Below are 15,441 nucleotides of genomic sequence, written 5' to 3'. Positions count from 1 at the left end.
GTCAGTGTGTGTTTGTGTTGTCGGCACTGTGAGCGAGTGCCTTCTTTATTTCGTTCTTTATCGATTCAGTATCTGTTCCCGTTATCTTCTGCAGTTCGGCTACCTTGCCGTGTTCCACGAACTCATCGGGCAGTCCTATGCGTGTTATGGCGGGATGATAGCCGTTGTCGCTCATCCACTCGAGCACGGCCGAGCCGAATCCTCCGGTGCGTACGCCGTCCTCCACTGTTATGATGCGCTTGAAGCGGTGGGCTATGTCTTCGAGAAGACGTGTGTCAAGCGGTTTGGCGAAACGCATATCATAATGAGCTATGGAGGCTGTGCAGCCCTCTTCCTTCAGACTATCGATGGCCTGTGCAGCGCTGTTTCCTATGGGGCCGAACGTCAGTACGGCCAAGTCGGAACCGTCGCGCAGTTGCCGTCCCGTACCCACCTCGATCTCCTCGAAGGGACATTCCCAGTCGGACAGCAGACCTCTGCCGCGCGGATATCGTATGACGAACGTTCCCTTACCGGGCAGTTGTGCGGTGTACATGAGGCGTTGCAGCTCGCGTTCGTCCATCGGCGAAGCTATGGTCAGGTTTGGTATGGGCCTCAGTGCGGCTATGTCGAATGCTCCGTGGTGTGTCGGTCCGTCCTCACCAACGAGTCCTGCGCGGTCGAGGCATATGGCTACGGGCAGGTTGAGAATGGCTGCATCGTGTATGATGTTGTCGTAGGCACGCTGAGCAAACGAACTGTATATGTTGCAGAACGGCATCAGTCCGTCTTTAGCCATGCCGCACGAGAATGTCACGGCGTGGCCTTCGGCTATGCCTACATCGAATACGCGGTCGGGCATCTCCTTCATCATGATGTTCATGGAGCATCCTGTAGGCATTGCGGGCGTCACTCCCACTATGCGCGGATTGTCCTTTGCAAGGCGCAGAAGAGTCTTTCCGAACACGTCCTGATAGCGCGGCGGGCAGCCTTCGGGCACTGTGTCGAGGCGCTCGCCTGTCTCCGGGTCGAACTTGCCTGGTGCGTGCCAGATGGTGGCCTCCTTCTCGGCAGGCTCATAGCCCTTGCCCTTTGTTGTGTGAAGATGGAGCAATTTCGGACCCTTCATGTCCTTGAGCTGTCTCAGCAGACGCACCACTTCGGCCACGTTGTGTCCGTCGAACGGTCCGAAGTAGCGTATGTTCATGCCTTCAAAAATGTTCTGCTGGTGGCTCAACGCCGATTTCAGCGCATTGTTGAGCCTTATGATGCCTTTCCGGCGGTTATCGTTCAGATATCCTTTGGAGTGAAGCCACTGCGACAGTCTGAATCTCAGACGGTTGTATGTGGCGTTGGTGTCGAGGTTGAGCAGATACTGCTCCATGCCGCCCACGGCACGGTCTATCGACATGTCGTTGTCGTTGAGTATGATGAGCAGGTCGTTGGGAGATGACGACACGTTGTTGATGCCCTCAAAGGCCAGTCCTCCGCTCATGGCACCATCGCCTATCACGGCTACTACGTGACGGTTGTCATTGCCCGTCTTCTTAGCCGCAACAGCCATTCCGAGTGCGGCTGAGATGGAGTTTGAGGCATGACCACAGGTGAATGTGTCGTATTCGCTTTCCATGGGCGATGGGAACGGACGTATGCCTTTCAGCTTGCGGTTGGTGCAGAAGCTGTCGCGACGTCCGGTGAGAATCTTGTGTCCGTATGCCTGATGGCCCACATCCCACACGATACGGTCGTATGGCGTGTCGAACACATAGTGCAGCGCCACGGTCAGTTCCACCACACCGAGTGACGATGCCAGGTGTCCCGGATTGACAGACAGTTCGTCCACGATGTCCTCGCGCAGTTCACTGCACAGTTCGGGCAGCTCTTCCACGCTGAGGCGGCGCAGGTCTTCAGGGTATTTTATGCGGCTGAGCAGCCGCAGTTTGTTCTTGTCCATCTATATATTAATAATGTATCATGTAAACAGATATGCAAACTTACATAAAAAATTTCTTATTCCGAATATATCAGCATTATAATTTCATGTTTTTCGGATTATTCCCTCAGTGTGCTGTACGCGGTTCTGCGAGTCGGACAGTGGTGCATGGCGGGCGTATGTGTGTTTATGTATATTTTTTCATATGCTGTTGCATATTTATGCGTTACGCCCTTGATCAACTTCGTGAGAATTGTTTCCATGCGGTCGACGGTAGCTCTCGTCGCAAATATCCGCTTATTCTTGTGTCTGTCTTATGTTGTTGTTAATCAATGATTTACGATATTTCTGTGGATACTGTGCTGTCGACAGACTTGTCATAAAGCCTATTTCGCATGGCGGAATGGGCCGTATTGCATTGCAGTATGGCTTTTATTGCATGCCGATGGAGTGCATTCGGGTGTGTCAAAAAGCCTTTCCTACGCGGCGGATGAGTCATTACAACGGTGTGACAGTATCGTTATGCGTTTTTTATACCCTTTGAAGACCGTCTGTGTTTCTATTTAGCTGAATTCTTTTATCAGAATTTTCTAAGTATATTTATTCATTTCCGGACTTCTCCGTGCGCCGTAATGACACAATGTGCGTGCAGTTGTGCGGTAAAAATATGCCGCACGTTTTCTTTTTGATGATAAGATTGCGTAAATCAGAACAAAATTGCTATCTTTGCCGATAGATGCCGACAGCGCCGGAGCGCGGGTGTCAGAGACCGTCAGGCCCGCGTCGTGAGACATGCAACCGACGGAAAATAATATCTATACCGTACTATTCTGACATTACTGAAAAACTGATAATAAAAACTATGTCTATGAAAAAAGGTTTACTAACGATGTTTTGCTTCTTCCTGACCGTATGTCTGTACGCAGGTCAGATAAGCAAGGAGCAGGCCCACGAAGCGGCAAAGGCGTTTCTGGCCAAACGGGGAATTGTGATGACATCCGATGCCACGCCGGCATACAAGGCTAGGAAAAAGGCCGCCGCGGCAGACGATGCAGGTTATTATATATTCAATACGGGCGGCAACCGCGGATACATCATTGTGTCTGGTGACGACCGCACCGAACAGATTCTTGGCTATACGGACAGCGGCTCGTTCGATCCTGCCACTGCGCCTGAGGGCATGATGGCATGGCTGAAAGGCTATGTGGAATTCCTTGACCGTCTTGACCGCGAGAACGTCACAGCCAAAGTGTCCGACATGGCGAACGCTCCGCTGAAGGCGCAGCCGGCCAAGCATGCCATAAAACCACTCGTAACATGTAAGTGGAACCAGGGCGATCCGTACAATCTGCTCTGTCCTGAATATTACAACGAGGACGGCACGAAGGGCGACCGCAGCGCAACGGGATGTGTGGCTACGGCTCTCGCACAGGTGATGTACTACTACAAGTGGCCGGAGTCTGTCGTGGTCAGCATTCCGCGTCATTCGTTCGAAAGCAACGGACATCAGATAAGTCTGCCCGGCATACCGAAGGGTACAAAAATAGACTGGGCCAACATGACCGACATATACGACGCACAGAGCACTGACGAGCAGGAGATTGCCGTGGCAGAGCTGATGCTTTATGTAGGTCAGAGCGTGAAGATGGGTTACGGTCCGTCGTCAGGCGCCGGTTTCAACGGAGGAAAGCCACTCGCACTCTATTTCGGATATGACGACGGCACGCACTCGGAGTTCCGCCACAACTATACTCTTGGCGAATGGACCGACCTTATATACAGCGAGATTGCCAGCGGACATCCGGTTGCTTTTGCCGGTACGTCCTCAGGAGGTGCCCATGCCTTCGTGGTAGACGGATATGACGGCGACGGCCTTTTCCACCTCAACTGGGGATGGGGCGGCGGCAGCGACGGTTATTTCCGCCTCGAAATACTCAATCCCGGCGACAACAGCGGCATAGGAGCAAGCTCGAGCAGCGACGGTTACTCGATGGGACAGGAAGCTCTCATCCTGCGTCTGCCGGACGATGTTGAGGCTGACGACGTATCGATGATGACCATCAACGACACTGAGATAAGAGGAAACGAGATATTCAGCAACTACATCAACTGGACCGGATCGACCAACAGCTTCGACTACGGTATCGGTTATGTGGCTGAGGACGGTTCGCTTGTGAGCATCGGCGAGACCAAACTTGCCGAGAATCTGGGCGCCAACTATTTCCATGGTGCCAGCTTCACCATTAGCGGTCTTGAGGAAGGAACATACAAGGTGGTGCCGATCAGCAAGACAACAAAGTCGGACGTATGGAAGACAAGCTTCAACATAAAGGAGCGCTACATCATAGCCAATGTGAAGGCTGACGGTTCCTACACACTTGAGATGTACAACCGTCCGGTGGATCTGCAGATAGAGTCCATCACATTCACAGGCAACAAGGTTATGAACAACGAGCAGAAGCTCGACGTGGTGTTCAAGAACAACACCGATGAGTTCTATGGTGAGATATATCTCTTCGCAAGCAAGACAAGCAATAAGGGCGGACAGGCAAGCCGTTCGGCTCTCTCGCTCAAGAAAGGATACACCACTACGACCACATTCTTCTTCAAACCAACAGAGGCGGGCACATACAACATCTGGCTCACATACGATTCCAATGGTAACAACGTGGTGCCGGGCGGACAGACAACTGTAGAGATAACAGAAGCTGCGGTGCCGGGAGAACGCGATCTGCAGGTGAACTCGGTGACATTCGACAACATCTCCTCAGGAACAATTTACGGCAACTTCATCACCGGTAAGGTGAGACTGACCAACAATTCGGATAACGATTTCGACGGCGCGATAAATGTCGGAATATGGAAAGGCGAGATAGGTCAGGGCACATTCTGGAGTTCCGGCAACAACATTGTGCCTGTTTATGTTGAGGCTGGAGGCAAGGCTGTGGTGACGTTCACATTTGAAAATCTGGAGTACGACAAGCAGTATGGTTTCAACTTCGCCTATTCTACAGGCGGCGAACTGTCTGGCGGCGGACTGGGATACGTCAACAAGCTGGCGCGCGGTATCGTGACATACGACAGCGAAGGCGCACGCAAGGCCATGTCGCCCAGATCAGTACTGACGCTGACGCCTAAGATTGTGGCTGTGGATGCACGCGGCATAACAGGTATCACAACGGTTTACACATCAAAGGCTCCCGATGCGCTCTTCTTCTTCGACGAAGGCACTACGCTGCCCGAAGGACTCGACATGAGCAAGGTTGTTGTTGGAGGACACATCGACGAGATAAGCCTCACGGACAACACACCATTCTATTCGCCCATCGACTTTACTGCCGGCAGAATAAGCTACAGCCGCGCCATAAGAAAAGCCGGAAAGGGCAACTCATGGGAGACTCTCTCTCTGCCGTTCTGCCCGCAGAGTGCTAAGGTGGACGGACGTAAGCTGGCTTACGACGGTTCGGATGGACTCAGCGTTATGGAGTTCAACATGACAGGCGATGACAACAATGTGTACTTCGCAAACGCTGCCGACATGCAGACAAGCGTGCCTTATCTCTACTCGGTGACTGACGAAAGCCTCGTGGGCAAGACCATCGTGTTCGAATCTGAGGATGCACTCGTGCCGGCAACAGGTTCGGCCGACATCGTGGCAGGCACCGACAGCTACTCTCACCGTGGCACAACAGTATCGTTCACGGGAAGCAATCTCTACGTGCTCAATGCTGCAGGAACTGCGTTCACACGTATGAGAAACGCCACAATCGTCGATCCTTACCGTTCTTACTTCGTATCGAAGCTGCCTGAAGAGCTGATGGTGGAGGAGATTCCTGTAAGAGTTGTCAGCACAGGCATCGACGGTGTGACAGACAACAGCACCGAGAACGGCCAGGCAGACGTTTACAGTCTTGACGGCGTGAAGGCCGGTACGGCTGTGATAGAGGGCGGACGCATCGTCATGCCGTCACTGCCGAAGGGCATATACGTAGTCGGCGGCCGCAAGGTTGTGGTGAAATAACACAGCAAAAGGATGGTGGCGGCATGGCGCACGGGATTTTCCGACAGCGTGCACACCGCCACATTCCGCTATGACTTGCGCATGGCATGAGGGTGTGATAACAGCCGGGATATAATGAACAAATACAAAATAAAACAGAAAATGAACAAGAAAACTTATCTGGCTCTGTGTCTGTGCCTGTCGATGGCAGGTGTGGCAGGAGCACAGCAGCGCGACGGAGGCATCTCGCCCGACATGTTGCGCAGCATGCAGCAGGCTCATGCTGCAGTACCGTCGGCAAAGGCCATATTCAATGCAATGGCTTCCAACAAGATTGACGACATTGCCGTGAACTTTGCCAACCAGGGTGCGATAGACACGTATTTCAGTAACGAGACACCCAAACAGAGCATTCACGACCAGCAGAGCTCCGGCCGTTGCTGGATGTTCTCGGGATTCAACGTGCTGAGAGCCAACTTCGCAAAACAGCATGCAGACTCGCTGGCTGTGGAGTTCTCGCACAATTATCTGTTCTTCTATGACCAGCTGGAGAAGGCCAACCTCATGCTTCAGGGAGTGATCGATCATGCCGATGAGCCGATAGACTCGGAGAGAGTGAGATTTTTCTTCAAGAATCCGCTCAACGACGGCGGTACTTTCTGCGGTGTCAGCGACCTTGCAGACAAGTACGGACTCGTGCCTGCGGAGGTACAGCCCGAAACTTTCTCGGCAGAAAACACAAGCAAGATGTCGTCGCTCGTGTCGTCAAAGCTGCGTGAGTTCGGACTCGAGCTTCGCAAAATGGCGGCTGACGGCAAGAAGGCGGCCGCTCTGAAGGCACGCAAGACCGAAATGCTCTCGACGATATACAACATGCTGTGCCTCACTCTGGGCGAACCGGTGAAGGAGTTCACTTATGCTTTCAAGACAAAGGACGGCAAACCTGTGGGCCAGCCGCGCAAGTACACTCCGAAGGAGTTCTATGAGGCAACAGTGGGCGGACCGGTGAGCGGCACTTTCATCATGGTGATGAACGATCCGCGCCGCGAGTATTACAAGACTTATGAGGTGGAGTACGACCGCCACACCTACGACGGACAGAACTGGAAGTATCTCAATCTGCCGATGGACGACATTGAGCGTCTGGCCATAGCCTCGATAAAGGACGGCCGCAAGATGTACAGCTCTTACGACGTGGGCAAACAGCTCGACCGCAAGCGTGGCTATCTCGACACCGAGAACTACGACTACGGCTCGCTGCTCGGCACAACTTTCGGTATGGACAAGGCAGAGCGCATCTCGACATTCGACAGCGGTTCGACACACGCCATGACTCTCACAGCCGTAGATCTCGACGAGAACGGCAAGGCCAAGAAGTGGAAGGTGGAGAACAGCTGGGGTGCTTCATACGGTCAGGCAGGCTGTCTGATAATGTCGGACAGATGGTTCCGCGAGTACATGTTCCGTCTTGTTGTAGACAAGAAGTACGTTCCGGCCGAGACTCTGAAGCAGTATGAGCAGAAGCCGGTGATGGTAATGCCGGAAGATCCGCTCTTCGGCACAGACGACTGATGGCGTAGTGACACGACATAAAAACAGAAGCGGCCGGAATGTAACGCACATTCCGGCCGCTTTGTTGTTGTCTTCGTTGCGACGGAACGGGAGCGGGTGGAAATTCTCATGGGATTGGACGGAATAAAAAACTGTGGTTTCAATCCCGGATTGATATTGAAATTTTCTGCCGGAGGAAGACAATATGGGGCACTTTCAGATTTTCAGTATCACGCGGTTTTTCCGCCCGAGTTTTCAGTTCTACCCCAAAAAATAAGCGAGAATTTGCGCGCGGACTTTCCTTCGGACGCAAATTCGCGAAAAATAAGAGCATCGTGTAATCTGCTGAACATCAACGGCTTAAATGTAAAGACGAATTTTCCGTCATGCAATATGCACTGTTTTGGCATGTGATATGGCCCGTTTCAGGGCCTCAAATGCGCAATATCACACCATGATACGGGCTGAATCAGACCCCGAAACAGGCATAATCAGAATACAGGACGGATAATCCGGCATTACGCTACAGGGAGTATGGCAAGGCCATACGGCCGGAAAGGGCCTTCTGAGTAGTGTAATTAACATTTCTTTACATCTCTTTTGCGAATTTATTTTGTCAAAAAAAAGTCAAGAAAATCTGTAATTACGTCGCCTGAGTTTTCTCTGAAAAACACTGATACGAAGCGGGTGGAAGAACATGGTAAGCGTGCGTGTGTCTTGAGCCGGCGGTTTGTCGGTTGTGGCGATGCGGACTTATCGTCTTGTGAGGAAATGGCTGTAGCGGTTCATACCACTCTTTGTTGTCGGGATGTTTCTTGTCATTATGTGGTTTTTCGTGACTGTAACCGGTCACCACGGAATTTACGTTGAACCGGAAACGGTGCTTCCCGTCACACCATACGTCAGAAAAGCAAAAGGGGCATGAACATTAGTTCACACCCCTTTGTCTTATTTTTAACTGATAGTCTGTATTGTCTTATTTGATAGCATCAGCCAGCTCAGCACCTGCCTTGAACTTAGCAACCTTCTTAGCTGCGATTGTTATCTTCTCTTTTGTAGCAGGGTTGATGCCTTCACGTGCCGGGCGCTCGTTTACGCTGAATGTTCCAAAGCCGATGAGCTGTACCTTGTCGCCTTCGATAAGCGCAGCCTTGATTGCCTCTACGGTAGCATCAAGAGCCTTCTTAGCGTCAGCTTTGCTCAGATTTGCGCCGTTTGCTATTTTCTCTATCAATTCTGTCTTGTTCATAATTATGAATTTTAAATGATTAAATATGTTGTATTTTATTTGTTGCTATCCTTATCGGGAACAAATATAAATTAATAGTTTTAGAAATCAAACAAAAAACAGAAAAAAGTGAATAAATTTTCGAAAAAAAGGCGTTTCCTACAGTTTTTTATTCAGCATAACAGATATTTTTTCGTAATTTTGCCCTCATGTTTTTTTAATAACAGATATATCGTATGTTCAATATTCCAAAGGTCACCAAGAACCTCCTGATCATCAATGTCATTGCGTATCTTGCAACGATGGTGTTCGGGCGTGGCATTGACTTGAATGATATGTTCGGACTGCACTTCTTTCTTGCTCCGGACTTCCATTTTTACCAGCTGTTCACCTACATGTTCCTGCATGCGGGATTCATGCATCTGTTTCTCAATATGTTCGCTTTGTGGATGTTCGGATGCGTGGTTGAGAATGTCTGGGGACCGAAGAAATTTCTTTTTTATTACATAGCCTGTGGTGTGGGTGCCGGACTGTTCCAGGAGCTGGCGCAGTTTGTGCAGTTCCATATAATAGCAAGTTCGCAGATACCGGGCGTAGGAATATTCGACCTTCTGCAGGTTGCTGAATACAATGCTGCCGAACTGAACCTGTGGACAACCGTGGGAGCGTCGGGTGCCATATATGGCATACTGCTCGCGTTCGGAATGATATTCCCCGACCAGCGCATTTTCATCTTCCCGATTCCCTTCCCGATAAAGGCCAAGTGGTTCGTACTGATATATGCGGCCGTCGAAGTGGCGCAGGCTCTGGGCACTCCGGGCGATGGTGTGGCCCATCTGGCCCATCTCGGAGGTATGGCCTTCGGCTATATGATGATACGTTATTGGCGCCGCCATCCCGGCTCAGGCTACGGAATGGACAGCGGAATGCAGTTTTTCGACAACATGCGCGCTTCATGGGAGCGACGCAGGGCCAACCGTTCGACTGGTTACAGAAACGATGCAGGACGTTCGTCGGTTAATTCCAACGCCGATTGGGATTACAATGCACGCAAGAAAGCAGAGCAGGAGGAGATCGACCGTATTCTCGACAAGATACGGCGCAACGGATATGACAGTCTGACCAAGGAGGAAAAGCAGAAACTCTTCGACAGCAGCAACAGAAAATAGAGACAGTCCTGTGATGAAATGTCTTGGGAAATTAACGCTGCAGATTATTGCCGGCGCAAACATCGCAACCATTCTTGTGATGTTTTTTGTCGGCCACAGCGACATTTTCAACCCGGTGGACCATCCTATGATGGCCACTGTCGGGCTGACGTTCCCGCTTTTCCTTTGCATCAACCTTGCTTTCACGGCTTTCTGGATTATATTCAGCATAAAACGGGTGATAATTCCCTTCGTCGGATTCATCGTGTGTTATGCTCCTGTGCGGGTGTACTCGCCGCTGAATATCAGCGAATCCCTTCCTGAAGGGACAATCAAGGTGATGTCCTACAATGTGTGGACCTTCAAGGACTGGACCGATGTCAGCCAGCCGTGCGGGATTGTTGATTACATTCTTGAGCAGAATGCTGACATCGTGTGTCTGCAGGAGAGCGGCACAATGAAAGACAAACGTGACCGTATAAACCGGATGATGGCCACGCAGTATGCCTATAATGACACGGTGAAACCCTCTGGAAGTTCGGATGAAATAACCCTTTTCAGCAAATTCCCGATAGTAGGGAAGAAACGCATAAACTACGAATCAAAAAACAATCATTCAGCCGCGTTCATTCTGGACGTGCGTGGCGACACCGTAATTTTCATCGCAAACCATTTTGAGTCGATCGGTCTTTCCGCTGATGAGAAGAGCAGTTTCAAGTTGATGATGAAAGGAAAGATGGAGAAGGATTCGGCCAGAAGCGAGTCGCAGAAACTTGTCTCTAAACTCGGACGAGCTTCTGCCGTACGTGCTCCGCAGGCTGAGGCTGTGGCACAGTATATCCGCGACAACAAGGGGAAGAGCATAATCCTCTGCGGCGACTTCAACGACAGCCCCATATCCTATGTCCGTCGCATCATTGCCGATGAGCTTACCGACTGCTATGTGGCAAGTGGTAACGGACCGGGAATTTCCTATCATGTGAGCGGATTCTATGTGCGGATTGACAATATCATGTGTTCGGACGACTGGAAGCCCGTCCGTTGCGTTGTTGACAGCAAGATAAAGGCCTCCGATCACTATCCGATAATATGCTGGTTGAAAAAACGCAGCGATATGGACAAATAAACTTCATAATGCCTTAAAATATACATAATTAAGTGCATAAATTTTTCGTAATGTGAAAAAAATATTATCTTTGCACGTCTATACATAGAAAAATAAAATAATTAATAATAATAAATCAAAATGCAAAACAAAGGAATTGTAATTGTAACAGCTGTCTTGTTGACGCTTGCAAGCATCTTTTATTTGTCATTCTCGGTTGCCACAAGCTATTATGACAGCCAGATGGCAAAGATAAAAGACCCGATTGCACAGCAGGACTACAAAGACTCTGTGAAGTATCTCGGAATTTATTCTTATCAGGATTGCCTTGAGACACAGATTGGACTCGGCCTTGACCTTAAGGGCGGTATGAATGTTATCCTCGAAGTAAGTGTTCCGGATGTAGTGACTGCGCTCGCTGAATATAAGACCGACGCTGCTTTCGTGAAGTCAATCAACGAAGCCAAGGCAGAGGAAGAGTCAAGTCAGAAAGACTTCTTGAGCCTGTTTATCGAGGCATACAAGAAAAACGCTCCCGGCCATCACCTCTCTGAAATCTTCGCAACACAGAGACTTCAGGGCAAGGTTTCGCCAAACAGCTCTGACAGCGAAGTGGAGAAAGTGCTCCGTGAAGAGATACAGGCTGCGATAGACAACTCTTTCACTGTTGTCCGCACACGTATAGACAAGTTCGGTGTTGTTCAGCCCAACATCCAGAAACTCGAAGGACAGGAAGGCCGTATCATGGTTGAAATGCCTGGTATCCGCGAACCTGAGCGTATCCGCCGCCTCCTCCAGGGAAGTGCCAACCTCGAATTCTGGGAGACATACAATGCCGAGGAAATAATTCCTTACCTCGTTCAGATAGACCAGACACTGGCTAACAATAACTCAGAAACTACTGACACTGCCGCAGTTGATACTACAGCTGCCAAGAAAGAAGCTGCTGCCAAGACACAGAACAGCAAGTTCAAACTTGCCAACAAGGCTGGCGAAGCTGCCAAGACTTCAGCTACAAGAGTATCAGCAGAGGCAAAGAAGGCCAACCCGCTGCTTTCTATGCTCACCACAACAGGTGCAGGCTCACTCAGCTTGGTAGGTTATGCAAACGTTCTTGATACAGCAGAAGTTAACAAGATTATCTATTCTGCAATGGCTAAGAAGATTCTTCCTTCAGACTGCAGACTGCTTTGGAGTGCCAAGGCAAGCGATGCTCTGAATGTGAAGAACATGTATGAGCTCCATGCTATGAAGGTTACATCTACCAACGGACGCGCTCCGCTTGAGGGAGATGTTATCACAGAGGCTTCAGATGAGTTCAACCACATTACTGGTGCTCCTGAAGTAAGCATGAAGATGAATTCAGAAGGTGCTCGTCGTTGGGCTGCTCTGACAAAAGCCAACATCGGAAAGGCAATAGCAATTGTGCTTGACGGTACTGTTTATTCTTCACCGCGTATTCTTGGTGAAATCTCCGGTGGTAGCTCTTCTATTACAGGTAACTTCACAATCGAAGATACAAAAGACCTTGCCAACACTCTTAAGTCAGGACGTATGCCTGCTCCTGCACGCATCGTTCAGGAAGAAGTTGTAGGCCCTTCACTCGGTGCTCAGTCAATCCAGCAGGGACTTATCTCATTCGTTGTGGCTTTTGTGATCCTTATGATCTATATGGTTGTCATGTACGACTTCATTCCGGGCATGATGGCCAACGCCGCACTGTTCGTTAACTTCTTCTTCACGCTGGGAATTCTAACGTCATTCCAAGCCGCACTTACCATGCCTGGTATTGCCGGTATTGTGCTTTCGTTGGGTATGGCGGTCGATGCCAACGTGCTTATATATGAAAGAACAAAAGAGGAACTCCGCAAGGGACTGGATGTCCGCAAGGCTCTCTCGCTTGGTTATAGCAACGCCTTCTCGGCCATCTTCGACTCAAACCTCACTTCAATCATAACAGGTATTATCCTTTATGTATTCGGTACAGGTCCTATCCGTGGTTTCGCAACCACATTGATAATCGGTATCTGCTGCTCATTCTTCACAGCTGTGTTCCTCACACGTCTGGTTTACGAGAACCGTATGAAGAAAGACAAGTGGCTCAACCAGACCTTCACAACACGCATTTCGCGCAACTTCATGCAGGGACTCAATGTTTCCTTCATGGGAATGTATAAGAAGACATTCACTCTCGCAGCTATATTCGTAGTAGTGATTTGCGCTTCGTTCGTTATGCGTGGATTGAGCAAGAGTATCGACTTCACCGGTGGCCGCAACTATGTTGTTAAACTTGAGCAGGCGGTTGAGCCGGAGCAGGTTACAGCAGCTTTGCGTCCGTTGTTCCCCAACAGTACAGTAAGCTCTCTTGCACTTGGAACCGATCACAAGACAATCCGTATTTCAACAAACTATAAGATTGAATCAAACGATCCTTCTGTTGACAACGAGGTTGAGAATATCCTGTTCAAAGGTCTTTCTGAAGCCGGAATGGTTACACAGAAGAGTGTTGAAGTATTCAAGAACCCGGATGTTCGTGCCGGTGGTTCTATCATAAGCAGTACCAAGGTGGGACCGGCTGTTGCCAAGGACATCACCAACGGTGCTATCATCAGTGTGCTGTTCGCTCTTGTTGCGATATTCCTTTACATTCTTATCCGCTTCCACAACGTTGCCTTCTCTGTAGGTTCAACTGTTGCTCTTGCACTGGATGCATTGATTGTAATAGGTTTCTATTCACTCCTTTGGGGTATTGTTCCGTTCTCACTCGAGATTGACCAGACGTTCATCGGAGCTATTCTTACCGTTATCGGTTACTCAATCAACGATAAGGTGGTTGTGTTCGACCGAATCCGTGAGAACCTCACACTCTACAAGAAGCGCGATCTGCAGACACTGTTCAACGATTCTCTGAACGAGACACTCGCACGTACAATCAACACCTCGTTCTCAACACTCATCGTGTTGCTGTGTATCTTCTTCTTCGGAGGTGAGAGCATCCGCAGCTTCTCGTTCGCAATGATCCTCGGTGTTGTATTCGGTACGCTGTCTTCAATATTCATTGCAGCTCCTATCGCTTACCTCACACTCGGTCGTAAGATCCGTAATGAGGAAGCAGCAGCAAATGCTTGATAAGACGATTTTTTCATAATTTCATATCAAAAGGTCGTATCCCGTTTCTGGGATGCGACCTTTTTTCATGCCCGCAGAGCCATGACGCTTGTGCCTGCGACGATATGTTTTTACGTACAGAGCTGTGTCTCATACCGCCAGACGATGCTTTTTTTCTTATGGATGGCGTCCTTTGCGTTGTTCGCTGACATTCTGTCCGATGTTTCTTTGCCGTTTATAGCGCCTCCACGCCAATGACCATGCGCTGACGGACGGTTGTGCCGGATGGCTCGTATCGTGGCCTTTATCGCGCCGGAACGGCTGTTCTGACGGATGTTGAACCATGAAGTGCCTGCCGTCCACGTATGTTCCGATATAGAGTAAATCATCTTCAGGCGTTATATATATAATAAGGTGTGGCGTGAAGAATGTTTTGTTTTGACGGATAAAAGAAGGATCCGCAGTATCAGAAAGGCACTTTGAGGTGACGAAGTAGGGGGCCGCTGTCTGACGTACGTGTGTTTCCGATCCGTCTTAGTCGGAATAAGGATACGGCAGGTATCCGGGATGTGGAGGCAATGAAAACCCGGTCGGACTTGGTTTTATATGTGAAGCGTCGTATAATGGCGCGAAACTTCCGGATTAAGTGGGGTGGTGCAGATAATGACATGGCACTTATCCCTTCAGTAACAGCGTTTTTATTCTTCAGAATCAGTGCTTCTATTGCGTGATAAGAGCGTTTCTATGTTGTAGTAATAAATTCAAATTACCACAGCAGATAAACCATCCGTTCAGTGGCTTTTACATCCTTTTCGGGTATTTCCCTACCTCCGATATAAGCATCCTTAGTGAAAACTCAGAGGACAGACTTACGGTTTTTCTTGACTTTTTTTTGACAAAATAAATTCGGAAAAGAGGTGTGAAGAAATGTTAAAACCTATACAATAAAGGTTCTTTCAGTGTTTTCCACATTTCCATATACCCTGTCTGATAGTGCGGAACAATCCGCCTCGTGTTCCGATAATGCCCATATTACGGTCCGTTTAAGCCCGTATCATGGCATGATATCAAGCGTTTCAGCCCCTGATATGGGCTTAAACGGACCATGAAACGGTGCTTATCGCAGGACGAAAGAATGGTCTTTAAATGTAAGTCTTTAGCGCTCAATAACTTGCGTAAGCCTCTCATGACTCGCGAATTTGCGTCCGACGTGGAGCCAACACGAAAAAACTCGCTTATTTTTCGGGGTAGAATCGGAAACTCGGGGCGAAAAATCAAAAACCGGTTGTAAATTGAAAGTTGCCCATATTGTTCCTTCTCATCGGCAGGCAATGATATCGGTTCGGCATTGACGCTGTGGTTTTCCGTAAAAAGCAATCCCTGTTTATT

At 49.4% G+C, this 15,441-nt stretch carries 8 protein-coding genes; 5 read left to right on the top strand and 3 right to left on the bottom strand.

The genetic code is table 11. The features are described 5' to 3' along the window. Position 1: 1 nt before the first annotated feature. Positions 2-1,933, bottom strand: coding sequence for a 1-deoxy-D-xylulose-5-phosphate synthase (dxs, locus tag WKT13_RS00500; protein ID WP_340322407.1), 1,932 nt, complete (start codon positions 1,931-1,933; stop codon positions 2-4). Between the two features lie 847 nt (positions 1,934-2,780). Between dxs and WKT13_RS00495 the strand changes: the two genes are divergently transcribed. Both WKT13_RS00495 and WKT13_RS00490 read left to right on the top strand, forming a co-directional pair. Continuing rightward, positions 2,781-5,933, top strand: a complete 3,153-nt coding sequence (locus WKT13_RS00495) for a C10 family peptidase (protein WP_340322406.1) — start codon at positions 2,781-2,783, stop codon at positions 5,931-5,933. Between the two features lie 141 nt (positions 5,934-6,074). After that, the gene (locus WKT13_RS00490; RefSeq protein WP_298620258.1) at positions 6,075-7,484 is read left to right on the top strand and encodes a C1 family peptidase; all 1,410 of its coding nucleotides are present in this window, start codon (positions 6,075-6,077) and stop codon (positions 7,482-7,484) included. 955 nt (positions 7,485-8,439) lie between these two features. Here the strand turns inward: WKT13_RS00490 and WKT13_RS00485 are convergent. Beyond that, positions 8,440-8,712: an HU family DNA-binding protein gene (locus WKT13_RS00485; protein ID WP_298620260.1), complete on the bottom strand. Its 273-nt coding sequence runs from the start codon at positions 8,710-8,712 to the stop codon at positions 8,440-8,442. A gap of 215 nt (positions 8,713-8,927) precedes the next feature. Here WKT13_RS00485 and WKT13_RS00480 point away from each other — a divergent pair, with 215 nt between their 5' ends. The 3 genes from WKT13_RS00480 to secDF all read left to right on the top strand — a co-directional run bounded on the left by WKT13_RS00480 (position 8,928) and on the right by secDF (position 14,073). Beyond that, complete coding sequence (locus tag WKT13_RS00480; RefSeq protein WP_298620262.1) at positions 8,928-9,860, top strand: rhomboid family intramembrane serine protease; 933 nt, start codon at positions 8,928-8,930, stop codon at positions 9,858-9,860. A gap of 13 nt (positions 9,861-9,873) precedes the next feature. Then, positions 9,874-10,965, top strand: a complete 1,092-nt coding sequence (locus WKT13_RS00475; RefSeq protein ID WP_340322753.1) for an endonuclease/exonuclease/phosphatase family protein — start codon at positions 9,874-9,876, stop codon at positions 10,963-10,965. 120 nt (positions 10,966-11,085) lie between these two features. Beyond that, positions 11,086-14,073 (top strand): protein translocase subunit SecDF, encoded by a 2,988-nt coding sequence (secDF, locus tag WKT13_RS00470; RefSeq protein WP_298620265.1) that lies wholly within the window; start codon positions 11,086-11,088, stop codon positions 14,071-14,073. A gap of 110 nt (positions 14,074-14,183) precedes the next feature. On the opposite strand, the gene WKT13_RS00465 is transcribed toward secDF, so the two are convergent. Continuing rightward, positions 14,184-14,441 carry a hypothetical protein gene (locus WKT13_RS00465; protein WP_340322405.1) on the bottom strand — a complete coding sequence of 86 codons (258 nt, stop codon included), beginning with the start codon at positions 14,439-14,441 and terminating at the stop codon, positions 14,184-14,186. Between the last annotated feature and the right edge of the window lie 1,000 nt (positions 14,442-15,441).

The sequence above is a fragment of the Prevotella sp. HCN-7019 genome, assembly GCF_037890215.1.
Classification (GTDB): domain Bacteria; phylum Bacteroidota; class Bacteroidia; order Bacteroidales; family Bacteroidaceae; genus Prevotella.
This window is presented reverse-complemented; position numbering and strand designations above follow the sequence as displayed.